Source organism: Azospirillum sp. B510 (assembly GCF_000010725.1).
Lineage (GTDB): Bacteria > Pseudomonadota > Alphaproteobacteria > Azospirillales > Azospirillaceae > Azospirillum > Azospirillum lipoferum_B.
In genome coordinates this window covers 179,708-205,524 of the sequence record NC_013860.1, presented here as the reverse complement: position 1 = coordinate 205,524, position 25,817 = coordinate 179,708, and the positions used below count along the sequence as shown (strand labels likewise).

The window sequence follows — 25,817 nt, the reverse complement described above, 5'->3', positions numbered from 1 at the left end:
CCGGCGCGCGGATTTTTCTCATCTGTGACCGAAAATCCATACGAAATTTATCGTTTTAAATCAAATGATTAAGTTGGGGCTCAAGGGCGAGCGCGCCAAGTGATCCTGACGAGATAACCTCGGCGCATCCTCCCGAAGCGCAGTCACCGTAAATTCGATTGCACGGGTGTACCTCTTCGGATAGGAAAATGACGCTGCATAAGGCCGAATCATGCCTGAATGCCGCCTGCAAGACATGTGGATCGCGGATCGACAAGTTTTTGCTATGGGGTCAGAACGATATGGGGATCAAGTAAATGCCACAATCAACGTCCGGCACCACGATATGGCTTGTAACTGGAGGGGCCACCCTAAGCGTCGGCTCGTTCAACACCCTCATCGGTGATTCGAACTCCACAGATGTCGTAACGCTCAACGCCACGTCTGGAAGCACCATTCTGGTGACGGCGTTGGAGACCCTCATCGGCAACATCGGCAACGATCTTGTCACGCTGAGCTCCGGCAACACCCTCCTGGTCAGCCTGATTGAGACGCTGACCGGCGGTGCGGGCACGGATGTCATCTCGATCGACGGCGGCACGGCTGGCTCGACGATCCTCGTGTCGGCTCTGGAGACCCTGACCGGCAACGGCGGCACCGACATCATCACGCTGGGCGGTACGTCCGGCAACACCGTGCTGGTGTCCTTGCTGGAGACCCTGACCGGCAGCAGCGGCACCGACGTCGTCACGCTGGGCACGGCCGGCAGCACCTTGCTGGTCTCGGCGCTTGAGACGCTGACCGGCAACAGCGGCACCGATGTCGTCACGCTGAGCGGCACGGCCGGCAGCACGGTTCAGGTGTCCTTGCTCGAGACCCTGGCCGGCACCAGCGGCATCGACGTCGTCACGCTGACTGGCACGGTCGGTAACACCCTGCTGATCTCGGCCATTGAGACCCTGACCGGTGGCGCCGGCACCGACGCCGTCTCCCTGAACGGTGGTACGATCGGCAACACCCTGCTGGTCTCGGCCATCGAGACGCTGACCGGCAACAGCGGCATCGACATCGTCACGCTGAACGGCACGGCTGGCTCGACGATCCTCGTGTCGGCTCTGGAGACCCTGACCGGCACCAGCGGCACCGACGCCGTCACGCTGGGCACGGCCGGCAGCACCCTGCTGGTCTTGGCCATCGAGACGCTGACCGGCAACGGCGGCACCGATGTCGTCACGCTGAGCGGCACGGCCGGCAGCACGGTTCAGGTGTCCTTGCTCGAGACCCTGGCCGGCACCAGCGGCATCGACATCGTCACGCTGACTGGCACGGTCGGCAACACCCTGCTGATCTCGGCCATTGAGACCCTGACCGGTGGCGCCGGCACCGACGCCGTCTCCCTGAACGGTGGTACGATCGGCAACACCCTGCTGGTCTCGGCCATCGAGACGCTGACCGGCAACAGCGGCATCGACATCGTCACGCTGAACGGCACGGCTGGCAACACCGTGCTGGTGTCCTTGCTGGAGACCCTGACCGGCACCAGCGGCACCGACGCCGTCACGCTGGGCACGGCCGGCAGCACCCTGCTGGTCTTGGCCATCGAGACGCTGACCGGCAACAGCGGCACCGACGTCGTCACGCTGAGCGGCACGGCCGGCAGCACGGTTCAGGTGTCCTTGCTCGAGACCCTGGCCGGCACCAGCGGCATCGACATCGTCACGCTGACTGGCACGGTCGGCAACACCCTGCTGATCTCGGCCATCGAGACCCTGACCGGTGGCGCCGGCACCGACGCCGTCTCCCTGAACGGTGGTACGATCGGCAACACGCTGCTGGTCTCGGCCATCGAGACGCTGACCGGCAACAGCGGCATCGACATCGTCACGCTGGGCGGCACTGTCGGCAACACGCTGCTGGTCTCGGCCATTGAGACGCTGACCGGCAACAGCGGCACCGACGCCGTCACGCTGGGCGGCGGTACGATCGGCAGCACCCTGCTGATCTCGGCCATCGAGACGCTGACCGGCAACAGCGGCACCGACGTCGTCACGTTGAGCGGCACCGCCGGCTCGACGATCCTCGTGTCGGCTCTGGAGACCCTGACCGGCACCAGCGGCACCGACGCCGTCACGCTGGGCACGGTCGGCAGCACCCTGCTGGCCTTGGGCATCGAGACCATCACCGGCAACAGCGGCACCGACGTCGTCACGTTGAGCGGCACCGCCGGCACCACGGTGCTGGTGTCCCTGCTTGAGACCCTGACCGGCAACAGCGGCACCGACGTCGTCACGCTGGGCGGTGGCACGGTCGGCAACACGCTGCTGATCTCGGCCATCGAGACCCTGATCGGTAACAGCGGCCTCGACGCCGTCACGCTGGGCACCGCCGGCAGCACCCTGCTGGTCTCGTCCATCGAGACCGTGATCGGCACCGGCACCGGCACCGATATCGTCACGCTGAGCAGCACCGCCGGCAGCACGGTTTTCGTTGGCGCTCTCGAGACTCTGATCGGCAGCGCGTTCAACGATGCCATCTCCTTCAACAGCAATGGCAGCACGGTCCTGGTTTCGGCGATCGAAACCATTGCTGATACGACCACTGGCATTGATGTTGTCACGCTGGGCGGCGTCGGCAGCACGGTTCTGGTCGCCGGCCTGGAGACCCTGACGGGTACCAGCGGCACCGATATCGTCACCCTCGCTTCGACGGGCACCACCCTGCTGATCTCGGCCATCGAGACGCTGGCTGGTGGTGCTGGCACCGATGTCATCACGCTGGGTACGGGCGGCAACACGCTGCTGGCCTCGTTGCTGGAGACCATCGCCGGCAACAGCGGCACCGACGTCGTCACCCTCGGCGGCACCATCGGCAACACCCTGCTGGTCTCGGCGCTTGAAATCCTGGCCGGCAGCACCGGCACGGATGCCATCACGCTGGGCACCGCCGGCAACTCGATCATCGTTCGCGACATCGAGACACTGACCGGCAACAGCGGCACCGACGCCGTCACGCTGGGCGGCACGGCGGGCAACACCCTGCTGGCGTCGCTGCTGGAAACCATCACCGGCAGCAGCGGCACCGACGCCGTCACCCTGGGCACCATCGGCAGCACCCTGCTGGTGTCGGCTCTGGAGACGCTGACCGGCAACAGCGGCACCGACACCGTTACCCTGGGTTCGGCCGGCAACACGCTGCTGGCCTCGCTGCTGGAGACCATCACCGGCAACAGCGGCTCGGACCTGGTCTTCCTCGGCACCGTCGGCAACACCGTTCTGGTCAGCGGCCTTGAGCTCCTGATCGGCAACACCGGCACCGATGCCGTCACGCTGGGCACCGCCGGCAACTCGATCATTGTCCGCGACCTCGAGACGCTGATCGGCAACAGCGGCACCGACGTCGTCACCCTCGGCGGCATCATCGGCAACACCCTGCTGGTCTCCGCGCTTGAAATCCTGGCCGGCAGCACCGGCACGGATGTCGTCACGCTGGGCACCGCCGGCAACTCGATCATCGTTCGCGACCTCGAGACGCTGACCGGCAACAGCGGCACCGACGCCATCACGCTGGGCGGTACGGCCGGCAACACCGTGCTGGTGTCCTTGCTGGAGACGCTGACCGGCAGCAGCGGCACCGACGCCGTCACCCTGGGCACCATCGGCAGCACCCTGCTGGTGTCGGCTCTGGAGACGCTGACCGGCAACAGCGGCACGGATGTCGTCACGCTGGGTTCGGCTGGCAACACGCTGCTGGCCTCGCTGCTGGAGACCATCACCGGCGGTGCGGGCACCGATATCGTGTTCACCGGCAGTGCCGGCAACACCGTTCTGGTCAGCGGCCTTGAGCTCCTGATCGGCAACACCGGCACCGATGCCATCACGCTGGGCACCGCCGGCAACTCGATCATCGTTCGCGACATCGAGACGCTGACCGGCAACAGCGGCACCGACGTCGTCACGCTGGGCGGCACGGCTGGCAACACCCTGCTGGCGTCCCTGCTGGAAACCATCACCGGCAGCAGCGGCACCGACGCCGTCACCCTGGGCACCATCGGCAGCACCCTGCTGGTGTCGGCTCTGGAGACGCTGACCGGCAACAGCGGCACCGACGCCGTTACCCTGGGTTCGGCTGGCAACACGCTGCTGGCCTCGCTGCTGGAGACCATCACCGGCGGTGTCGCCACCGACCTGGTCTTCCTCGGCACCGTCGGCAACACCGTCCTGGTCAGCGGCCTTGAGCTCCTGATCGGCAACACCGGCACCGATGCCGTCACGCTGGGCACCGCCGGCAACTCGATCATCGTTCGCGACATCGAGACGCTGACCGGCAACAGCGGCACCGACGTCGTCACGCTGGCCAACACCGGCAACACCCTGCTGGTCTCCGCGCTCGAAATCCTGGCCGGTGGCACCGGCACGGATGTCGTCACGCTGAATGCCAACAGCACGCTGATCGTTCGCGACCTCGAGACGCTGACCGGCAGCGGCGGCACCGACGTCATCACGCTGGGCGGTACGGCCGGCAACACCGTGCTGGTGTCCTTGCTGGAGACGCTGACCGGCAGCAGCGGCACCGACGCCGTCACCCTGGGCACCATCGGCAGCACCCTGCTGGTGTCGGCTCTGGAGACGCTGACCGGCAACAGCGGCACCGACATCATTACCCTCGGCTCGGCCGGCAACGCCCTGCTGGTTTCGGCGATCGAGACCATCACCGGCGGTGCGGGCACCGACATCGTGTTCACCGGCAGTGCCGGCAACACCGTTCTGGTCAGCGGCCTTGAGCTCCTGATCGGCAACAGCGGCACGGATGCCATCACGCTGGGCACCGCCGGCAACTCGATCATCGTTCGCGACATCGAGACGCTGACCGGCAACAGCGGCACCGACGTCGTCACGCTGGGCGGCACGGCTGGCAACACCCTGCTGGCGTCCCTGCTGGAAACCATCACCGGCAGCAGCGGCACCGACGCCGTCACCCTGGGCACCATCGGCAGCACCCTGCTGGTGTCGGCTCTGGAGACGCTGACCGGCAACAGCGGCACCGACGCCGTTACCCTGGGTTCGGCCGGCAACACGCTGTTCGCGTCGCTGCTGGAGACCATCACCGGCGGTATCGCCACCGACCTGGTCTTCCTCGGCACCGTCGGCAACACCGTTCTGGTCAGCGGCCTTGAGCTCCTGATCGGCAACACCGGCACCGATGCCGTCACGCTGGGCACTTCCGGCAACTCGATCATCGTTCGCGACATCGAGACGCTGACCGGCAACAGCGGCACCGACGTCGTCACGCTGGCCAACACCGGCAACACCCTGCTGGTCTCCGCGCTCGAAATCCTGGCCGGTGGCACCGGCACGGATGTCGTCACGCTGAATGCCAACAGCACGCTGATCGTTCGCGACCTCGAGACGCTGACCGGCAGCGGCGGCACCGACGTCATCACGCTGGGCGGTACGGCCGGCAACACCGTGCTGGTGTCCTTGCTGGAGACGCTGACCGGCAGCAGCGGCACCGACGCCGTCACCCTGGGCACCATCGGCAGCACCCTGCTGGTGTCGGCTCTGGAGACGCTGACCGGCAACAGCGGCACCGACATCATTACCCTCGGCTCGGCCGGCAACGCCCTGCTGGTTTCGGCGATCGAGACCATCACCGGCGGTGCGGGCACCGACATCGTGTTCACCGGCAGTGCCGGCAGCACGATGAACATCAGCGCCCTGGAAATCCTGGTCGGCGATGCCGGCACGGATGTGGTGACCATCACCACGACGACGGCCAACACGCTGATCGTCCGCGGCATCGAGACGCTGACCGGCGGCAGTGCCTCCGACACCATCGTCCTCGGTGACACCGGCAGCACCATCCTGGTTTCGGCCATCGAGGCCCTGACCGGTGGCGCGGGCACGGACGCCGTCACGCTGGGTGGCACCTCCGGCAACACGTTGCTGGTGTCGGCTCTGGAGACGCTGACCGGCAACAGCGGCACCGACGCCGTTACCCTGGGTTCGGCCGGCAACACGCTGTTCGCGTCGCTGCTGGAGACCATCACCGGCGGTATCGCCACCGACCTGGTCTTCCTCGGCACCGTCGGCAACACCGTTCTGGTCAGCGGCCTTGAGCTCCTGATCGGCAACACCGGCACCGATGCCGTCACGCTGGGCACTTCCGGCAACTCGATCATCGTTCGCGACATCGAGACGCTGACCGGCAACAGCGGCACCGACGTCGTCACGCTGGGCAACACCGGCAACACCCTGCTGGTCTCCGCGCTCGAAATCCTGGCCGGTGGCGTCGGCACGGATGTCGTCACGCTGAATGCCAACAGCACGCTGATCGTTCGCGACCTCGAGACGCTGACCGGCAGCGGCGGCACCGACGCCATCACGCTGGGCGGTACGGCCGGCAACACCGTGCTGGTGTCCTTGCTGGAGACGCTGACCGGCAGCAGCGGCACCGACGCCGTCACCCTGGGCACCATCGGCAGCACCCTGCTGGTGTCGGCTCTGGAGACGCTGACCGGCAACAGCGGCACCGACATCGTCACCCTCGGCTCGGCCGGCAACGCCCTGCTGGTTTCGGCGATCGAGACCATCACCGGCGGTGCGGGCACCGACATCGTGTTCACCGGCAGTGCCGGCAGCACGATGAACATCAGCGCCCTGGAAATCCTGGTCGGCGGTGCCGGCACGGATGTGGTGACCATCACCACGACGACGGCCAACACGCTGATCGTCCGCGGCATCGAGACGCTGACCGGCGGCAGTGCCTCCGACACCATCGTCCTCGGTGACACCGGCAGCACCATCCTGGTTTCGGCCATCGAGGCCCTGACCGGTGGCGCGGGCACGGACGCCGTCACGCTGGGTGGCACCTCCGGCAACACGCTGCTGGTGTCGGCCATCGAGACGCTGGTCGGCAACAGCGGCACCGACGTCGTCACCCTCGGCTCGGCCGGCAGCAACCTGCTGGTTTCGGCGATCGAGACCCTCACGGGCGGTGCTGGCACCGACATCGTCTTCCTCGGCTCCGCTGGCAACACCATGCAGGTCGGCGCGGTGGAAGTGCTGGTCGGCGGCACGGGCACCGACGCGATCACGCTGGCCTCGGCCGGTGCGACGCTCGCGGTTCGCGCGGTCGAAACGCTCATCGGTGGTGTTGGCACCGAAGTCGTCTTCCTGGCCGATGTGATCAACACGGTGACCGTCTCCGGCCTGTCGATCCTGATCGGCGGCACGGCGACCGACGTCGTTACCCTGGCCGGTACGGCGGGCAACACGCTGATCACCCGCGCGGTCGAGACCCTGATCGGCAGCGTCAACAATGACGCGGTCATCCTGGGCGACTCCGGCAACCTCATGACGGTGTCGGGTCTGGAAACCCTGATCGGCGGTGCCGGTACCGACATCGTCTTCCTCGGCTCCAGCGGCAACAGCCTCACCGTCAGCGGGCTCGAGGTGCTGGTTGGTGGCGTCGGTACCGACGTTGTCACCATCGGCTCGGCGGGCAGCACGATCGCCCTGCGCGGCATCGAAACGCTGATCGGCGGTTCGGGCACCGAGGTGATCTTCCTGGGCGATACCGCCAACACCCTGACGGTTTCGCAGATCGACATCCTGATCGGTGGCGCATCGACCGACATCGTCACCCTGGGCAACAGCGGCAACACGCTGATCACCCGTGGTGTCGAGACGCTGATCGGCGGTACGGGCACCGACGCGGTCATCCTGGGTGACACGGGCAACACCATGACGGTGTCTGCTCTTGAAACCCTGGCCGGTGGCCGTGGCACCGACATCGTCTTCCTCGGCTCCAGCGGCAACACCTCGCTCGTCAGCGGCGTCGAGGTGTTGGTCGGCGGCGCCGGCAACGATGCGGTTACTCTGGGTACGGCGGGCAGCACGATCGCGCTGCGCGACATCGAGACGCTGTCCGGCACCTCGAGCAGCGATGTGGTCTTCCTGGGTGACACCGGCAACACGGTGAACGTCTCGGGCGTCTCCATCCTGATCGGCGGCAACGGCACCGATGTGGTCACCCTGAGCAACGCCAGCGGCAACACGCTGATCACCCGTGGCGTCGAGACGTTGATCGGTAACAGCAACACCGACGTGGTCATCCTGGGCGACACCGCCAACACCGTCTCGGTGAGCGGCGTGGAAGCTCTGACCGGCGGCGCCAACGCCGACGTGGTGACCGTGACCAGCGGAGCGATCCGCTTCACCGGTGGTGCGGGAGCCGACACGATCACCCTGCAGGCCAACGCCAACAACGACCAGATCGTCTTCCAGACGGGTGGTGATGGCGCGGCGGCCGGGGCGACCACCGGCTTCGACGTGGTCAACAACTTCCAGACTTCGGACCAGGTGGTCATCACGGGGGCGCTGCGCTCCTTCGTCGACCGCAACGGCACCGGCGTTCTGGAAAGCTCGACCCGCGCCACGGGCACGGTCGACATGCGCACGGACGAGGTGGTTGCCCTGTCCACGGCGGTGTCGAACCTCGCCGACACCGATCTGGCCAGCTTCCGCTCGGCTCTGGGCACGCTGACCAACTCGTCGGTGGGCGCCAACACCCTGGTCCTGGCTAATGACGGGACGAATACCGGCCTCTATCTGGTCACCGACTGGAACGGGGACGGCACGGTCACTGGTACCGAAGCCCGCCTGCTGGCGCGCTTCAACGGTGTCCTGCTCGGCACCGGCAACGTCACCGCCGGTTGATCGATCAGATCAATCGACGACTGGGAGAGGGGCGCCTTCGGGCGCCCCTTTTCTTTTGCCCCTGTCTTCCGCCCCTGCGCCACACGGCTTGACAAGAAAGGACCAAGGACGGAATGGTCTGCCGCGCGGTGTGCGGGTCCTTTCATGCGGCACGCGCAGCTTTGCCATTGCTGGCACATCAAAGGCCGTTCACATGCATCCTCATCTGGCGTTCACCTGGCAGCTGACCGAAATCCATGGCTGGGGGCTGGTCGGGGTCCACACCGCCTTGCATCTGCTCGAGCAAGGCCGTCCGCCGCTGCTGCTGGAGCGGCCCCTGATGAACAGCCTGCGGCCCGAGAACCGGGAGAAGCTGCAGTCTCTTGTCGGGCCCTGCGAACAGACGCTCGCGCTCGCCGCGCAACATCCGGGACGCCTGTTGCGGTTGCGGGAATTCGACGTGTTGCATGCCTTGGGCAATGGCTTCCAAGCCGGCCCGCCCAGCGAACGGTTTCAGGGCCGGCGCAACATCGGTGTCATCGCCTACGAGGACACGCGCTTCGATGCCGCTGTCCTGGAGCGCGCCCGCCGCTATGAGCGGATCATCGTTCACTCCACCTACAACCGGCAGATCCTGGAAGCCCAGGGCTTTACCAACATTGGTTTCGCCTTGCAGGGCATCGATGAGAGCGAACTGAAGGTTCCGCCGCCCTCCAAGCGCTTTGGCGACCGTTTCGTGATCTTTTCGGGCGGGAAACTGGAATTCCGCAAAGGCCAGGACATCGTGCTGGCCGCCTTCCTACGCTTCCATGCCCGCCATCCCAATGCCTTGCTGGTCACCGCATGGCAGAACGCCTGGACCGAAGTCGGCATGACCATGGCGGAATCGCCGTTGGCCGCCCATCCGCCGCGGGTGCGCGACAACCGTATCGACATCCGGCACTGGGCGTTTGAGAATGGCGCGGACGAGAGCAATTTCCTCGATCTCGGCTTCCTTGGCCGCCACCAGATCGCCGGCATTCTCGCCGACTGTGACGCCGCCGTCTTCCCCAACCGCTGCGAAGGGGCCACCAACCTCGTCGCCATGGAGGCGATGGCCTGCGGCGTGCCCACCATCCTGTCGGCCAACACCGGCCATATGGATTTGGTCGTGGGTGACGTCTGCCTGACGCTTGACCACCAGAAACCGGTGCCTGATCGCAACGGCAGCCGCATCGGCTGGGGCGAATCCTCGGTCGATGAGTTGGTCGAACGGTTGGAAGCCCTGTACACCGACCGCAGCGGCGCCCGCGCCCGCGCGGACCGGGCGCAGCGCTTTATCCGGGGCGAGCGGACCTGGAGCATCTTCGCCCAATCCTTTGTCGCGGCGATCGAAGAGGGGGCAGGCGTCGCTCCCACCCCCCCCCCCACGGTTCCATCCTCCGCTCCCGCCTCCCCACCCCAGACCGTCCGCATCCAGGACGCCCTCATTCTCGCCCGGCATCATCATGAGGCCGGGCGGCCGGCGGAGGCCGAGGACATCTATCGCCGCGTCCTGGCCGTGCGTCCGGACCTGCTCGCCGCCCGCAGCGGGCTTGTCCGGGTCCTGCAGGCCCAGGGCCGGTCGGCGGCGGCGCTCACGCTCGGCCGGTCCGTCATCGCACTGCAACCAAAGGATGTGGATGGCTATGTGGATTTGGGGGATACGCTGCGGCGTGACGGCGACCATCCCGAGGCCTTCCGGCTGTTCCGGCGCGCGGCGGCATTGGATCCGAAAAGTGTTGCCTCTCCAACCATCCTTCATGCCGATGACAAGGCCGCCGCCCAGGGCTCAGCGGAACGGCAAAGCCCACCCAATGCCGGACAATGGATGGATGCGCCGCTGACGATCATCTATCGGACCAGATCGCACGCCAACGACCGGCTCGCCGGCATGCGCGCTTGCCTGCGCAATCTGGTGGGGACATTCGCGGCGCCGGCCGGGCGTCTGGCTGTGGTGGTTGGGGATGACGACAGCGGGAGGGGGGAGCGCATCGAGCGGGAGCTGAGCGGGCTCTCCTTCCATTCGGCCCCCCTTCATATCCACCGGAGCGGTGCGGATGAGGCGGCTTCCTGGCGTCTGGCCCTGGATCTCGCCCTGGAGCGGCCGGACGGGGATTTGGTCTATTTCGTCGAGGACGGCCATCTGCATCTGCCGAACGCCGAGTGTCTTTTGCGCGAAGGGCTTGGGCATGCCGATTACGTCAGCCTCTACGACCCGCCCTGGCGATATCGCCCGGCGCCGGCGGCTGGAGGGGCGAGGGAAGCCGAGCGCACCACCGAGAGCATCAGGGCGGCGCGCCTTCTCCTCACGCCTTCCTCCCATTGGGCATTCACCGACTCCCTGACCATGACCTTCGCCGTGCGTGTCGGCACGCTGCGGCAGGACAGGGATGTCTTCCTCCTCGCCGCAGAGCCGGGCTCGTCCATCGCGCCTTCCGAACTCTTCGCCGAGCTGGCCGCCCGCGGTCGCGGGATTCTGGCCTCCATTCCCGGCCACTCCACCCGCACCGAGCCGGCCATGCTGTCGCCGCTGGTGGACTGGGCGGCGGTTGCCGCCGCCTCGGCGGAAGCGCCGGTCCCGTGATGGCGCAGCGCACGGCCCTTCTGGGCTATCCTCTGAAGCTTGTGGTCAGTGTCCTCATTCTCCTGTTCCTGCTGAGCCGGGTCGATCTCGCGGAGGTTCTGCAGGAATTCTCCTCCATGCGTCCCACCCACGCGCTGGTGGCCATGGCGCTGCTGGCGGCAACCCACGGCGTGAATGCCGTGAAGCTGCGAGTCCTGCTGCCGGACCGTCGGGTCGGCACCTTGCTGGCCTATACATTGATCGCCCAGGCCTATGCCCTGCTGCTGCCCGGCCAGATCGCCGGCGAGGCGGTCAAAGCCTACCGTCTGAGCCAAGGCGAGGGACGCCAGGCGGGAGGAGTCGTCTCCGTCGTGCTCCTGGACAAGCTGATTGGCGGGCTCGCCATTCTCCTCTTGATGCTGGCGGGTGTCCTGGCCGACCCGGCGCGGCTTGGCGGGAGCGGGCTCTTGTGGCCGACGGTCGCCGCCTTGGCGGGGCTGGCGGCCGCCATCGCCTGCCTGGCCTGGAAGCCCGCTCAAGACGGCTTGCTGCGCCTGTTTCCCGGTGGTCGGGGCTGGCGAGGGTGGGTGGGGTGCCATCTGGCGCATTTCCTCGCCATGTGGCGGGCCCAGGCGATGCAACCGCACACGCTGTTCTTGTGCCTGGCTTACAGCATCCTGTCGCAGCTCCTGACCATCTCCGGCAGCGTCCTGTTCGGTTTGGGCCTCGGCATCGATCTCGGCTATGCCATCTGGTGCGTGATCATCGGCGTGCTGACCGTGATTCTGCTGGCCCCGCTCACGGTTGGCGGCATTGGCTTGCGCGAGATTTCCCTGGTCGGCATGCTCGGGCATTTCGGCGTCCCCGCCGATCGCGCCCTTGCCCTGGCCATGGCCATCTTCGCCTTCCAGATCATGGTCGCGGCCTTCGGCATTGCCATTGACCTGTTGGTCCTGCGCGAAAGACGGACCTGACCCCATCATCACGGTGATCTCCGTGATGATGGGCATGGTGAGCCGCACCGGGTTTGCTGGAGGCCCCGTTTCTTGAGAGACTGGGTTCAACATGAGTAACCGTCCGACGATGGCCGCCTTGCGGGGAGTGGACGAAGCGGGCTGAGTGGGGACGCCGCGGATGGCCGCGGCTTGGTCCTATGTCCAGCCCCATGGCTATACTTATGACTTACCAGCGCGTTGAGGTGATCACGGGATCGGAGAAGCGCCGCGTTTATAGCGCCGCGGACAAGGCGGGCTTGGTGGCGGAAGCGTTCCGGCCCGGCGTGGTGGCCTCCGAGGTGGCCCGCCGGCACGGCCTCAACGTCAGCCTGCTGTACCGCTGGCGCCGGCAGATCGAGGAGGGGCAGGCGAGCCCGTCGCCCGAACCAGCGGTGAACTTCGTGCCCGTGCGGATCGCCGACGCCCCGCCGTCCATCCCGGACGACAAGATGGCGCCCCTTCCGCCTGCCGGAACCGGCATCATCGAGATCGTGCTGCCCAGTGGCCATTGCCTGCGCGTCGATCGCCATGTCGATGCGGGCGCCCTGCGTCGGGTCCTCGCCGTTCTGGAGCGCCGATGATCCCGGTCCCCGCCGGGGTGCGGGTCTATCTGGCGATGGGCGCCACCGACATGCGCAAGGGCTTCGACGGCCTCGCCCTGTTGGTCCAGGAGGTTCTCAAGAAGGATCCCTACTCCGGCCATCTCTTCCTGTTCCGGGGCCGCCGACCAAATCGCGTGACATAGTGCATCCCTCCTTTCACAATCCTGGCAGCGGCATCGTCTCATCTCTTTGATAATCAATGAGGTTCTTGGGGCGCCGCGCCTTAATCTCGTTCACGCCCGTTCGCACGGCGTCCGTGTCCAAGGCTGCCACGGGAATGTGCCACGGGGCCGATGAGACAAGCTGCGTTGCCGGCAGGATCCCACGCTGAATAAGGCGGTGTACGGAGGGAATCGAGATGCCGAGCCGCTTCGCTGCCTTGTCGGCCGTCAGCGTCTCGGGACGGGGTACAGTCGGGTCGAAATCGGAAAGGCCAAGTCGCTCCCGCAACAACCGAACCTTCACGGTCGTCCAGGTCTCTCCGTTATCGCTTCGGCACTTCATGCGGTTCAACGTGACGGAGATCTCATGATCCGGCCAATGCCCGGACAGCTTGCGCACGACCTCCACCGCTCCTGGATGTGCTTTGTTCGCTCGACGCCCGGTCCTGGCCCGTGGGACACGCAGTTCGGTGTGTCGGCCACCTACCCAGTGGATCCGCAGCACCGCCTCGTGCGCTGTGTCGTCGAGGTCGATCACCACCTCCTCCACGAGTAGCCGGGTCAGACGTTGCCGAGTTCGCGCGTCCGCTGTCGGTGCATTCCAGGCCGCCGACAGATCGTGAGCCAACCCCAGAAGAGCCGCCCTGTTCACCCTTGGGCGCGCCGATGAGCGCGCCTCGGCCTCGGCAATCCGACGTTCGATCTGCGCCACCCGTTCCAGAGCCGTATTCCAGCGCGCTTCCAGTTCTCTCACAACATGGCGCTTTTCCGGCTCCACGAGGTCGTACCGGCGAGCCGCCAACGAGGCATCATAGCGGGCCGCCTCCAACTCGCGCTCCAGCGCTGCCCGCTCTTCCGCCCCCGCCGCAGCCGCCTGGTCGGCGGCAAGCAGGGCAGCCTCCACCGCTCTGGTAGAGACGGCTTCCAGCATCTGCGCCACGACCGCCCGGTCGACACGAATACCGCCGATGCCGATGCACAGACCGACACCGACATGGGCATCGTCACCTCGGCATTGGTACCGGTGGGCATGCCCCGACTGCATGCCGTAGAAGACCCGCATCTTGCGACCGCAGTGCCCGCACCGGACCAGCCCGGTCAACAGAGCACGGCCACCACGGCCAGCTTTGCGGGCGGCACGCTTCTGCATGTGGGCATTTTCCTCGAGCATGCGCTGATGCTCCTCGAACTCGGCCCAGGTGATGTAGCCCTCGTGGTTGTCGCGCAGCAGGGTATTCCAGTCGGTGCGCTCTCGTTTATGCCCGCTCGTCTTCCGAGCCCGACCCTCGACAACGCGAGTCCGATTACCCCGTCGGCCGAACACGTAGGCGCCGGCATAGATCGGGTTCTGCAGGACCTGGATCACCGTGTGGTAGGCCGGCGGCTGCCAAAGGATTTTGCAGGCGATGAGGTTGCGCCGCACGACGGGGAGTGACAGCTCGGCGGCGCGCGCCCAGAGAAAAACTTGGCGGGCGCTGCCCAGTTCGCGGAACTTGCTGAACAGCATCCGGATCGCGCCGGCAACGCGCGCGTCAGGATCGATTTCGATCCGTCCGGCCTCGTTCCAGCAGTAGCCGGGCGGTAGCGTGAACCGCAGTTCGCCCCTACGGGCTTTTCCGTCTCGGGCTTCGATGCCGCGTTGACGCAGCAGGCTGAGTTCGTACTCCGACATTGTTCCCTTCAGGCCGAGCAGAAGGCGGTCGTTCAGCAGCCTTGGATCATAGACCCCATCTGGGTCGACGACCAACGCCCCAGCCAGAGCACAAAGGTCAATGAGGTGGTGCCAATCCCGGCCGTTGCGGGCCAGCCGCGATGCCTCGATGCAAGAGACGGCACCGACGGTGCCGGCGCAGACCGCCGCCACCAGCTTCTGAAAGCCAGGACGGCATTCGAGGCCGGAACCGGAGCGGCCAAGGTCCTCATCGATGATCATGACATCGACGAACCCAGCCGCCCGTGCGGCATCAGCCAAGTCATACTGTCGGCGACGGCTTTCCGTGTGGTTGATCAATTGACCAGGTGTGGATTGGCGAACATAGATCGCGGCACCGCGGCCCAGATGATCAACGGTGATCTTGGTGCTCATGGGCCTCCTCCCTGTTCTCCATGTCGAGATGGGCGCCCACAGCTTCCAAGAGGAGATCCGCCAGTACTTGCACGACTTCGTCCGGAACGGCGATGTCCTGAAGCGGAACAGAGGTACGCATCCGGTGAGTGACGCGGGTGCGGATCGAATCGTTCAGCGTGCTGCTCGGTGGATTTGGATGAGTTCCTTAAGGCTTTCGACGCCATCTTCGGTCAGGGCATGGAACCACTGCTCGCCTGGGCCGAACACGGCCAGGCAACCGTCCTCCGGCTCCAGCTCGATGGCAATGTCGATCAGCCATTCGACGTCCTCGCCGAGGATCTCGGCGACGCGCTCCATGGTCACGAGGTTGCGGGTTCTGGCCATGGTTCCTCAGATCGCCGTGGTCGCCTCGTGCAGCCGCTTCCATTCCCAGGGCAGCAGTTCGTGCAGCTTGGTCTGCGGCAGATCGTTGATGCGGGCCAGGACGTCGGCCAGCCACGCCTGGGGATCGATGTCGTTCATCTTTGCCGTCACGATCAGGCTGTACATGGCGGCGGCGCGCTGCCCGCCTCGATCCGATCCGCAGAATAGCCATGCCTTCCTGCCAAGGGCGATTCCACGCAACGCTCGTTCGGCAGCATTGTTGGTCAGGCAGACCCGTCCGTCACGCAGGAAGCGGGTGAAGCCTTCCCAGCGGGTCAGCATGTAGTCCATCGCCTTGGCCACCGGCGCGTGCTTCGACATCCCGGCCCGGGCCGTTCGCATCCAGTTTTCCAGTTCCTCGACCTGGGGCTTGGACAGCTCTGTGCGCACCGCCAGACGGTCGGCTGCCGAGCGCCCGAGGGCTTCGCGCTCGATGTCGAACAGCGGGTCGATGCGCCGCACCGCCTCCAGCGCCAGCGGAGAAATCGGGGGCGCCCCCTTGCCGCGCCGCTTGTTGGCGGCGATATCGGCGAGTTCGAAGAATTTCCGACGCGCGTGCGCCCAACACAGGACCTCGGCCACGGGCTCCGGCTGGCGGCTCGCGTCGTAGAGGCGGTTGTATCCGGCATAGGCGTCGGCCTGCAGCACTCCGGCCCAACCGGCCAGATGTGCCTCGGGATGCCCGCCGCCACGGTCGCGGGAGTAGTGGAACAGCGCCGCCGGTGCCGCCGCGCCCGCGAAGGGGCGATCGTCGCGCACATAGACCCAGATGCGGCCGGTGTCGGTCTTGCCCTTCGCCAGCACCGGCACGGTCGTGTCGTAGCTTCGCTGGCCCTTCGGGCTCGCCGTGCAACCGCTCCGCCGCCAGCACATGCGCTGCGAGCCGGTCGAGCAGCGGCTTCAGCACGCCGCAGGCCGCCCCCACCTGGTCGGCCGCGGTGGACAGGCTGATCTCCATGCCCTCCTTGGCGAAGCGCTCGCACTGGCGGTTCAGCGGCTGATGCTGGCCGAACTTCTCGAACAGCAGCGTGGCCAGCAGGTTCGGCCCCGCCCAGCCGCGCGGCGTGGTGTGGAACGGTGCCGGCGGCTGGCTGATCGTCTCGCAGTCCCGGCAGGAGAATTTCTCGCGCACCGTCTGGATGATTTTCCACCGCGCGGGAATGTGCATATTTCGGCGGAAAGCACCCAGCGGGAACGGCGGAAAGCGCCCGGGCAGAACGGTGAAAGCGCCCAGCCGTTTCGGTGAATTCGCCCACCCGTAGGAGTGGTGGTATCGGGGTCCGAACCAGCCTTTGGCATCCCCATGATCTTTCCACGGCACAGGCCAAGGAGGATCGGGATGCCCCGAGCGAGGTCGGACATGCGGCGGATCAGAGAAGTCCTTCGTCTGCGGGATGAGTTTGGCGCCAGCCAACGGCAGATTGCCGATGCCTGCCGGCTGCCGCGCAGCACCGTGCGCGATTACCTGGAGCGGCTACGGGCCTCCGGGCTGCAGTACGCGGATGTGCTGGGCTGGACGGACGTCGAGCTGGAGGAGCGGCTGTTCCCGCCTCCGGTCACGTCGGCGCGCCCGGTGCCCGACTGGCGGCACATCAGCCGGGAACTCGGCCGCCGTGGCGTAACGCTGCGGCTGCTGTGGGAGGAATACCTGGAGGTCCATCCCGGCGGCTATCGCTACACCCAATTCGTCCAGCATTTCCGGGCATGGCAGGGTGCTCATGCCGAGCCGCGTCTGCGCCGGGAACATCGGCCGGGGGCGGCGATCGAGGTTGATTACGCTGGGATGACGCTGACCGTCGGGCTCGGCGCTGAGGCGCGGCAGGCCCAGGTGTTTGTCGCCTGCCTGCCGTATTCGGGCTACGTCTATGCCGAGGCGACCTGGACCCAGCAGGCGGAGGAGTGGCTGGCCTCCCACACCCGGCTGTTCGAACATCTGGGCGGCGTGCCGGGCAAGCTGGTGCCGGATAACCTCAAGGTCGGCGTCAGCCACGCCTCCTTCTACGATCCGGCGATCAACCCGGCTTATCACGATCTCGCCCGGCACTACCGCACCGCCGTCCTGCCGGCCCGGGTGCGGCGCCCGCGCGACAAGCCCAGCGCCGAGAACGGCGTGCAGCAGGTCGAGCGGCGGGTGCTGGCCCCGCTGCGCGATACGCCCTTCGCCACGCTGGACGCCGCCAACGCGGCCTTGCGCGACAAGCTGGCCACCCTCAATGCCGCTCCCTTGAGCCGCCGGCCGCAGGACACGCGCGCCGGCCTGTTCGCCGCCGAGGAGCAGCCGACCCTGCGCCCCTTGCCGCCGGACCGCTTCGTGCCGGGCACCTGGGCGCGCCACAAGGTCCCGCCCGACTATCATCTCGCTCTCGACGGCGGCGTCTACTCGGTGCCCCACACGCTGATCGGCAAGACGGTCGACGTGCACAGCACCGCCGGCGTGATCAGCGTCTTCCTGCGCGGCAAGCGGATGGCCTGCCATGTCCGCCGGCAGGACGGCGCCACCGTGACGCTGGACGCCCATCGCCCCGCCAACCACCGGGCCGTCGCCCGCTTCACCCCCGATGCCATCCAGACCGAACTGGCCGCCATCGGCCCGGCCGCCGCGCTGCTGTTCGAACGCATCCTGGCCGGCGCCGATCACCCCGAACAGGCGGTGCGGGCCGGGATCGGCCTGATCCGCTTGGCGGCCACCCACGGCACCAGCCGGCTGGAGCAAGCCTGCCAGGCGGCGCTGGAGGCCAACGTCGGATCCTACCGCTACGTCCAGCGCTGGTTGACCGCTCCCCCGGCCACAACGGCGGACGCGGCCGGTGCCGGCGAGCACACCAATCTGCGCGGCCCTTCCTACTATCACTGACGGAGATACGATGATGAAGCACGTCAACCACGAGCGGCTGCGCCAGTTGCGGCTGTACGGCATGGCCAAGGGGTTGGAGGCGCTGGAACGCCTGCCCGATCGCGGCCAACTGGCCTTCGACGAGCAGTTGGGCACGCTGATCGAGCGGGAAGCGGCAGAGCGCGCCAACACCGCACTCGCCAGCCGACTGAAACGTGCCCGGCTGCGCCAGACGGCCTGCCTGGAGGACCTCGACCTGCGCACCCCGCGTGGGCTCGATCGCGGTGTTGTGCGCGAGCTGGCCACCGGGCGCTGGGTGAAGGAGAACCGGCCGGTTCTGATCACCGGCCCGACCGGGATCGGCAAGACCTGGCTGGCCTGTGCACTCGGCAACCAGGCGGCGCGGGAAGGCCACAGCGTACTCTACACCCGGCTGACCCGCCTGCTGGACGATCTGGCCACCGCCCGCCTGGACGGTTCGCTCGCCCGGCTGCTGCGACGGATCGCCCGGCTCGACCTGCTGATCCTGGATGACTGGGCGATGACCGAGCTGACCGCGCCTCAGCGCCTGGACCTGATGGAGGTGATCGATGACCGCCACGACCGGGCCGCAACCATGCTGGCCACCCAAGTTCCCGTGGCCAACTGGCATCGGCTCATCGGCGATGCCACCTACGCCGACGCCATCCTCGACCGCCTCGTGCATCGGGCCTACCGCATCGACCTGCATGGCGACTCCATGCGCCGCACCAAGGCCGATGCCGCCAGCGAAACCCCCGACACCTAAGGCCGGTGCTTGGCAACCAAACCCACAACCTTCATAACGTAAATCCAGGGTTCGGCCCCGGCTCCCACCAGCTTGCAATTCGGGTGGGCGCTTTCGCCGAAACGGTGGGCGCTTTCAACCGAAACGCCTGGGCGAATTCGCCGAAATACGCAGGAATGCGCTCGGCCGTCTCGGTCACGCTTTCACCCAGCTTGCACAGCCGGGTCGAGCCGCAGCATGGGCACACCGCCGGCGCCGGGATCACGACGCGCTCGCGCGGCAGGTGCGCCGGGAACGGCTTGCGCGACGGCGCCTTGCGGGTGATGCGGGCCGCGCCGGTCGCCTCGGCCACCTGTTCCGCCGCCAGATCGTCCTCGCCGACGCTTGCCTGCGCCTCCTCCAACTGGAATTCGAGCTGGCCGAGCAGTCGGGAGGTCCGTTCGGAGCGCCGGCCGTAGAGGTCGCGCTGGAGCTTCTCGATCTGGAGCTTCAGGGTGGCGATCAGCGCCTGGTCGCCGGACCGTTCGGCCCGCGCCTGGGCGGCGTCCGCCTCGGCCAACGCAGCTCGGCCCCGCGCTTCGATCAGCGCGGCGCGCAGGGCGTCGATGGTGTCGGGCAGGGCGTCCATGGGGCCGGATTGTACCCGGAAACCCGCACCGATCCTCGCTCTTCCCGCCGGAGAGCGGCGGGTTGATTCACTGTGCCGCAGCCTATCCGGCCGAGCGCGGTCTCCAAGTCTGCTGCGGATTGCGCCAGTCGATGGCGTCGAGCAGATACGCGAACTGGGACGCGGAAATGGCCACGGCTCCGCTGGCCGGGCTGGGCCAGATGAAACGGCCCCGTTCAAGCCTCTTGGCGTACAGCGACATGCCGAGCCCGTCATGCCACAGGCACTTCACCATGTCACCGCGACGCCCACGGAAAACGTATAAATCGCCGGCATGGGGATCGCGGCCAAGACCCTCCTGGACCTTCAGCGCCAGAGAGTTCATCCCGCAGCGCATGTCGGTGACCCCGCCCGCCAGCCAGACCCGAACGCCCGAGGGGACCGGGATCATGCCGACCGTCCCGACAGCGCGGCGATCACCGTGCCGACCAGGGCCGGATCGACCGGGCCGGTGATGCGCAAGCGCGCCGTCGCGAATTCGACCTCGATGAGACCGGCTGGTGGGGCCGCTGGCGCCGCTGTCGGCTCTGCCACCTCCTCCGGTGCCGGAGCGTCGGTGGCGACGGTGATCGGCATGAAGGCGGGCAGCCGGGGCTGCTGACCGAAGAACTGGCGGCGCCAGCGGTACAGCAGGCTGACGTCCACGCCCAGGCGCCGGGCGACTTCGGTCGCCTTGACGCCCGGCTGGAACGCCTCTTCGACCAGCCGCAGCTTCTCCTCGTCGCTGAACTGCCGCCGCCGCTCCTGGCCCGTGATCACCTCGACGCGTTGGATAGTCATAGGGACTGCCATAGGGATAGCCATAGGGACAGGCACAATGATTCAGCTTCCCCGCTCGGTCACAAGGCGGCGCTCGGCGGAGGGGTACGGCCCAGGCGAGCAGTGGTTCCATGCCCTGACCGAAGATGGCGTCGAAAGCCTTAAGGAACTCATCCAAATCCACCGAGCAGCACGCTGAACGATTCGATCCGCACCCGCGTCACTCACCGGATGCGTACTGTGTTGACCGACACCAATGGCTTGCTGGTCGCCGCCATCGTTCATGCCGCCGACATCCAGGACCGTGATGGCGCCCCGGCGCTCCTCGCCTCCGTTCGCACACCCTACCCTTGGCTTCGCCACGTCTTCGCGGATGGCGGCTACGCTGGACCCAAACTGGAAACCGCTTTGGCCCAGATCGGGACATGGACCCTGGAGATCGTCAAGCGGTCCGACGCCGCCAAAGGCTTTGAACTGCTGCCCCGGCGCCGGGTCGTCGAGCGCACCATCGCCTGGCTTAACCGCAATCGGCGCCTCGCCAAGGACTTCGAGGCCACCGTCGAGAGTGCCGTCGCCTGGATCTTCATCGCAAGCGTCAAACTGCTCTCAAGACGGGCGGCCAGGACATAGACACAGCTATGCCGATCCCGAGTCCGACTCTAAAGAGATCATATTGCACGCCCAACCGAAGTATATATACCACTCTCATATTGAGAAAGGCAGCTAACCATTGGAAGGTCGAAGAGGTTAGACTCAGGATTTCTGAATACATAATCCAGAACGATTACTGCAATCAATCTTTCAGCAATGTAGCCCAAATCTCTACCTTCTATCTCGATCCCCTTAGCTTGAAACTCTAGCTCTACCTCTCTCATAACATCAAAGAGAGTTTCCATAATATCAGAAAAAATTGATGATTTCATCATAAACATTGTGCAATATGGCGCCCAAAAATTATTCTCCAATTCATAATTGAAAACAGAAAACTTCCCTCCTCTTTTTTGCAAAATTGATGAAAATATATCCCAATGATAATCCTTATGAACTTCTCGAAAGAAAGATGCAATGCTCTTTCCTGTTAAAAGTCTCTGAGTACAAACAATACCATTTTCGGTATAATTCTTTATACTTCTCGCAATAGATTCTGAGACAGAATTCATTGCATTAATTAATCTTTCAAAATCCCTCATGCCAAAATTAATATACAGATTAGGGTGGCGAGAAACCGCTCTTCTTATCATTTCTGCTTCTGGAAACAACTCTCGAAGTTCCGGCGTATCAAAGAAGAAAAATCTTCTATAATGTTGAAACCCAACCACATCGAAATCATTTAAATGATTTTTCCACACGCTATAATGAGCGCGCAACTCTCCATAGGACGCGGATTGAAACCCCGAGTCTTGCAGATTTCTTCCCATATTATCACCGAAGAATCCAGATGGGAGGGTGCCTGAACACCCAACCATAAAAGGGATAAATGGATATGCTTGTGGTGTCTTCATCCCTTCCTTATGGTGCACCGTAAATATACCGATACGCACTTCTTCTTCCTTTCATCTTTGACAGACTCATATAGCCTTCTAAAAAGCTATATCTACTAAATTCTACCTATTATATTTAAAATGGCTTGATGGCCAGACATAAAACTTTGATTGCTCCATAAATAAGCCCACTCCCCAAAGCGTCCAGCAAGGGAAATTCCTGTACTCTCTACCCAACTACGCACCAAGTCACGCCGTTTTTCCATGCCAAGATCAAATACTACATTTGCATACCGAAGGCGCTTATGATGCGTAAAGCGTACATCATTTCTACAAGAAATACCAAACTCCTCCACGGCAGAAAGACAATTCTCAACCATCTGATCCACAGATTTTTTGATAGGAGATTTAACAGATGAGTACAGTTCAAACTGAAGAGAAGAGCAACCAGAAGGAGCATTTTCCGGAGACTTCCAAGATGGCGAATAAACTCTTGCTGCCAAGACATCTGAATCATACACATAAAACCAAAGGCTGGGTATTGATATTTTAGAATTAAATCCAATAGAAACAAGATCAACACAAGTTGCAAATAATGTTTTAGAAGCTGAGCAAACAGAATCCGGCACATCCGGCATCATTGAAACCAAGTTAGGAAGCGGCAATGTACTCACAAGATGATGATACCTCCAATATTTCCCTTCTGCCGAACGGACAACACGATTTTTATAATCAACCTCCACAATCCTTTGCCCGCATTCCACATCCGCCATCTGAACGAGCGGAGAAATAAAAGATCCATATCCCCCTTTTTTCGGGTAGCGCATATGATTTATATAATAAGTATTAGGAGCACGCTCACTCAATGCTCCACGAAGAACCTCTTTGAGATCGGAACGACGCATACGCTGTCCAATCCAATCTATTCCAAGTTGTTCAGCTGATACAGTCCAATACTTTTTTGTATAGGCAACAGGCCACCGCTCAGCAATGGGTGCTCCGTACTGCTGCACAAGCCATTCCCGATAATTGTTGACCTCTTGCCGTGGCTCATGCACAAGTCCATCAATCAACGCAATTTTTTCTTCTACAGATAAGGGATAGAGATTATTTTGCACTGGGTGCCGTAGCCAAATCCCATTATCGCGACAAAAAGATGTTGCTTCATGGTCAATCCAGGGAGTTTGGTCAAAAACCGCACGCACTTCAGGTTCAGTTGCAAAGGAAAGATGTACGCCATTGTCAAAGCGGAAACCATCTACCTCAAAACTACGTAGCAGCCCCCCAGGCAATAATGCTTCTTCCAATACTGTAGCACTTAAGCCACAATTTCGTGCCGTTGCCGCAGCGGACAAACCAGCGATTCCGCCACCGAGAACCAGCACGTCAGTAGTCATATTTACATTCTCCGACGATAAGCTTCAAGTTCCTGTACATAGCAACCAAGGGACTGGTGCCAAGGTGGCATAACATCAAATCCAGCTGCAGCCAACATTTTATTTATTGCTGACTCATTGGGAGATACCGGTGCTCTTCGAACAAAGTTTACAGGCTTTACTTTTATTTGAATACCAGCAGCCCTCAATATTTCAGAAACATAGTCAAGACGTGAAACGCGACGACCGGGACCAACACAGTTAAAAATACCCTCTATATTTTTTTCAATAAGACTTAATGAAAGCGCCGCCACATCATTCGCAGATGTCGGGTTTCCTATCTGCCGAGGATTAGCGCCAATCTCTGACTTGCTCTCTGTTTCGACAAGTCGAGACCAAACAAAATTCTTTTTCTGCTCAGGGAGTCCGCCAAATATCCACCCCAATCTCAAAATTAATGCATTGCTATGAGCTTCTAGAACAGCTTCTTCTCCAACTGCTTTAGTATGATGATGCACTGTTGTTGGGCGCAGCATATCGTCCTCAACATACGGCTCCTCTTTCCAATCTCCATAGCAGCCTGTGCTGGAAAAGTGAAGCATCGCAGCGCCAGATTCAGAAGCTCCTTTAGCCAAAGCACCTGCTAGTCCGACGTTAACAGCAAATGCACGTTCCGGTGCATCCTCCGCACCCTCTACATCAGTGTCAGCGGCGCAATTGATGATCAAACTTGGATTCACGCCCACCACTTTTGCAATAACACTGTCTAGATGATGAAGATCAAGCATATCGCGTCCAAGAATTATCTTGGATGCGGCCGGAATAATGGCGTCAAAAGCACTTCCCAAAATTCCAGATGCCCCAACCAAAAGAATAGGTCCTTTGGTCTTTCTCATATCTTTAAGGACGGAATTCTCTAAATTCATTGATTTCTCTGACCTCTGCTTCATCTGGATCATGGACGTGGCTTGCAATATTTAATACCAGACTGCTTCCCATTGCTTCTCCACGGAATGCCATCCAGAGCCCAGGTGGTACAGTGAGACGATAATATAAATGTTTATTCTCTTCTGAGAGGAGAAATTTTTTGCACTCGTTCGAGGATTCATCATAAACAGAGAAATTGATAGTACCTTTCAAAACAATCAAATTCATGGTCATTAAACGGTGACGCTTCCAACCTTTTGTTTCTCCTGAAAATATTTCACTTATGTAAGCCTCTCCAAATCCTGCAAAACCTGCGTCATCGACCCTTATTCCGTGCCGTACTTCGCCTTTTGGAGTGGGAATACGTTTCAAGGGAGTCAAAAAAGTCATCATTTAGAATCACTCCAAGCAATATTTCGATCTGCTGCAAGATTTTCATATGCGGTGATCTGCTTTAGGCTAGTAGATTGGGCGTCAGCTTTATCCTGCAATACAGCCCGATACCACTCACCCGTCATTTGCACAGCCTCTTGATAATTTAGAACCGGACTCCAACGCAAACCCAATAGGGCTTTGTCACAGTTCAACTTTAGCAAGCCAGCTTCATGAAAAGGGATTTGGTCAATAATTTCATAAGCTTGTTCAGGCGCAGAATGCCCCCAGATGCGCGCAAGGTCGTTCAGCAGTTCAACGACAGTCCGACTTTGCTCAGCGCGCGGGCCAAAATTGAAGGCTTCTCCATGCTGCTTTGCAGTGGCAGCAAGGGTTGCTCCCAAAGCTAGATAACCGCTCAACGGTTCGAGAACATGCTGCCATGGTCGCGTCGCCGATGGGCTGCGTAGAAGAACACGTTCTCCTGCACACCAGGAACGAACACAATCGACAACAATACGATCGGCAGCCCAGTCCCCTCCACCGATCACATTGCCTGCACGGCCGACAGCAATGCGTACAGGATGATGCTCCTTGAAGAAGGAATGAACATAGCAACGGATTACAAGCTCTGCAGCCCCTTTAGAACCACTATAAACATCTTTTCCACCCAAAGAGTCTGTTTCGCGATACCCCCACACCCACTCAACATTGTCGTAACATTTATCACTTGTGATCATTATAACTGCGCAAGGCCAGTCAACTGATCGCAACGCCTCCAAAACTACGTTAGTACCAATAACGTTAGTGGACATTGTCTCGATGGGATCAGAGTAAGAACGAGAAACGATCGGCTGCGCCGCAAGATGGAATACAAAACGTGGGCGAGCCTGATGCAGGACTCTTTGGAAATGCTCCAAATCACGAACATCACCGATGTTGTGATGAAGCAGGCTATCCAATTGTGCCATCTCAAAAAGAGCGGGATTTGTGGGTATATCCCGTGAATACCCGTGGACAACAGCACCGAGCTGGTGCAGCCACAGACCAAGCCACCCCCCCTTAAACCCAGTATGGCCCGTCACAAGGACAGGTTGATCGCGATAAATATCCTGGAATGAACTCATC

Annotated in this window: 15 protein-coding genes and 4 pseudogenes; 8 read left to right on the top strand and 11 right to left on the bottom strand. The window is 62.8% G+C overall.

Annotation, left to right across the window (positions count from 1 at the left end):
- Window positions 1–440: 440 nt before the first annotated feature.
- The 5 genes and pseudogenes from AZL_RS33045 to tnpB (AZL_RS33025) all read left to right on the top strand — a co-directional run.
- Window positions 441–8,696 (top strand): beta strand repeat-containing protein, encoded by an 8,256-nt coding sequence (locus AZL_RS33045; RefSeq protein ID WP_148219837.1) that lies wholly within the window; start codon window positions 441–443, stop codon window positions 8,694–8,696.
- Entirely contained in the window at window positions 8,659–11,280 is a 2,622-nt protein-coding gene (locus AZL_RS35160) for a glycosyltransferase family 4 protein (protein ID WP_148219836.1), read from the top strand. The genes AZL_RS33045 and AZL_RS35160 overlap by 38 nt, the downstream gene beginning before the upstream one ends.
- Entirely contained in the window at window positions 11,280–12,233 is a 954-nt protein-coding gene (locus AZL_RS33035) for a lysylphosphatidylglycerol synthase transmembrane domain-containing protein (RefSeq protein WP_012978686.1), read from the top strand. Before AZL_RS35160 ends, AZL_RS33035 begins: the two co-directional genes overlap by 1 nt.
- 203 nt (window positions 12,234–12,436) lie before the next feature.
- Entirely contained in the window at window positions 12,437–12,835 is a 399-nt protein-coding gene (locus tag AZL_RS33030; RefSeq protein WP_042447023.1) for an IS66-like element accessory protein TnpA, read from the top strand.
- A pseudogene (gene tnpB, locus AZL_RS33025) lies at window positions 12,832–12,993 on the top strand (IS66 family insertion sequence element accessory protein TnpB); the annotation flags it as partial. The gene AZL_RS33030 and the pseudogene tnpB (AZL_RS33025), both read left to right, overlap by 4 nt.
- Window positions 12,994–13,012: 19 nt before the next feature.
- Here the strand turns inward: tnpB (AZL_RS33025) and AZL_RS33020 are convergent.
- The 3 genes and pseudogenes from AZL_RS33020 to AZL_RS33010 form a co-directional block, all read right to left on the bottom strand.
- Window positions 13,013–15,103 carry a recombinase family protein gene (locus AZL_RS33020; protein ID WP_012978683.1) on the bottom strand — a complete coding sequence of 697 codons (2,091 nt, stop codon included), beginning with the start codon at window positions 15,101–15,103 and terminating at the stop codon, window positions 13,013–13,015.
- Between the two features lie 153 nt (window positions 15,104–15,256).
- Complete coding sequence (locus tag AZL_RS33015; protein ID WP_012973089.1) at window positions 15,257–15,469, bottom strand: hypothetical protein; 213 nt, start codon at window positions 15,467–15,469, stop codon at window positions 15,257–15,259.
- Window positions 15,470–15,475: 6 nt separating this feature from the next.
- Window positions 15,476–16,670 (bottom strand): annotated as a pseudogene (locus AZL_RS33010) (IS66-like element ISAzs20 family transposase); the annotation flags it as partial.
- A gap of 177 nt (window positions 16,671–16,847) precedes the next feature.
- Between AZL_RS33010 and istA the strand changes: the two are divergent.
- Complete coding sequence (istA, locus tag AZL_RS33005; RefSeq protein ID WP_012972683.1) at window positions 16,848–18,362, top strand: IS21-like element ISAzs2 family transposase; 1,515 nt, start codon at window positions 16,848–16,850, stop codon at window positions 18,360–18,362.
- 10 nt (window positions 18,363–18,372) lie between these two features.
- Window positions 18,373–19,128, top strand: a complete 756-nt coding sequence (gene istB, locus AZL_RS33000; protein WP_012972684.1) for an IS21-like element ISAzs2 family helper ATPase IstB — start codon at window positions 18,373–18,375, stop codon at window positions 19,126–19,128.
- A gap of 148 nt (window positions 19,129–19,276) precedes the next feature.
- On the opposite strand, the pseudogene AZL_RS32995 reads toward istB, so the two are convergent.
- The 3 genes and pseudogenes from AZL_RS32995 to AZL_RS32985 form a co-directional block, all read right to left on the bottom strand.
- Window positions 19,277–19,735, bottom strand: a pseudogene (locus AZL_RS32995) (IS66 family transposase); the annotation flags it as partial.
- An 82-nt stretch (window positions 19,736–19,817) separates the two neighbouring features.
- On the bottom strand, window positions 19,818–20,165 hold the full coding sequence (gene tnpB, locus AZL_RS32990; protein WP_012973092.1) for an IS66 family insertion sequence element accessory protein TnpB: 348 nt from the start codon (window positions 20,163–20,165) through the stop codon (window positions 19,818–19,820).
- Window positions 20,162–20,554: an IS66-like element accessory protein TnpA gene (locus AZL_RS32985; RefSeq protein ID WP_012973093.1), complete on the bottom strand. Its 393-nt coding sequence runs from the start codon at window positions 20,552–20,554 to the stop codon at window positions 20,162–20,164. Before AZL_RS32985 ends, tnpB (AZL_RS32990) begins: the two co-directional genes overlap by 4 nt.
- Window positions 20,555–20,761: 207 nt before the next feature.
- Here AZL_RS32985 and AZL_RS32980 point away from each other — a divergent pair.
- A pseudogene (locus tag AZL_RS32980) lies at window positions 20,762–21,163 on the top strand (transposase); the annotation flags it as partial.
- A 38-nt stretch (window positions 21,164–21,201) separates the two neighbouring features.
- On the opposite strand, the gene AZL_RS35155 reads toward AZL_RS32980, so the two are convergent.
- The 5 genes from AZL_RS35155 to rfbG are packed head-to-tail and all read right to left on the bottom strand — an operon-like array spanning window position 21,202 to window position 25,816.
- A complete protein-coding gene (locus AZL_RS35155) occupies window positions 21,202–22,074 on the bottom strand; it encodes a DUF4422 domain-containing protein (protein WP_012978679.1) in 873 nt (290 codons plus the stop codon).
- Window positions 22,075–22,130: 56 nt separating this feature from the next.
- Window positions 22,131–23,411 carry a protoporphyrinogen/coproporphyrinogen oxidase gene (locus AZL_RS32975; RefSeq protein WP_012978678.1) on the bottom strand — a complete coding sequence of 427 codons (1,281 nt, stop codon included), beginning with the start codon at window positions 23,409–23,411 and terminating at the stop codon, window positions 22,131–22,133.
- 2 nt (window positions 23,412–23,413) lie between these two features.
- Window positions 23,414–24,349, bottom strand: coding sequence for an SDR family oxidoreductase (locus AZL_RS32970; protein WP_148219834.1), 936 nt, complete (start codon window positions 24,347–24,349; stop codon window positions 23,414–23,416).
- Window positions 24,291–24,710: a WxcM-like domain-containing protein gene (locus AZL_RS32965; protein ID WP_042447018.1), complete on the bottom strand. Its 420-nt coding sequence runs from the start codon at window positions 24,708–24,710 to the stop codon at window positions 24,291–24,293. Before AZL_RS32965 ends, AZL_RS32970 begins: the two co-directional genes overlap by 59 nt.
- Window positions 24,707–25,816, bottom strand: coding sequence for a CDP-glucose 4,6-dehydratase (gene rfbG, locus AZL_RS32960; protein WP_012978675.1), 1,110 nt, complete (start codon window positions 25,814–25,816; stop codon window positions 24,707–24,709). The genes AZL_RS32965 and rfbG overlap by 4 nt, the downstream gene beginning before the upstream one ends.
- Between the last annotated feature and the right edge of the window lies 1 nt (window position 25,817).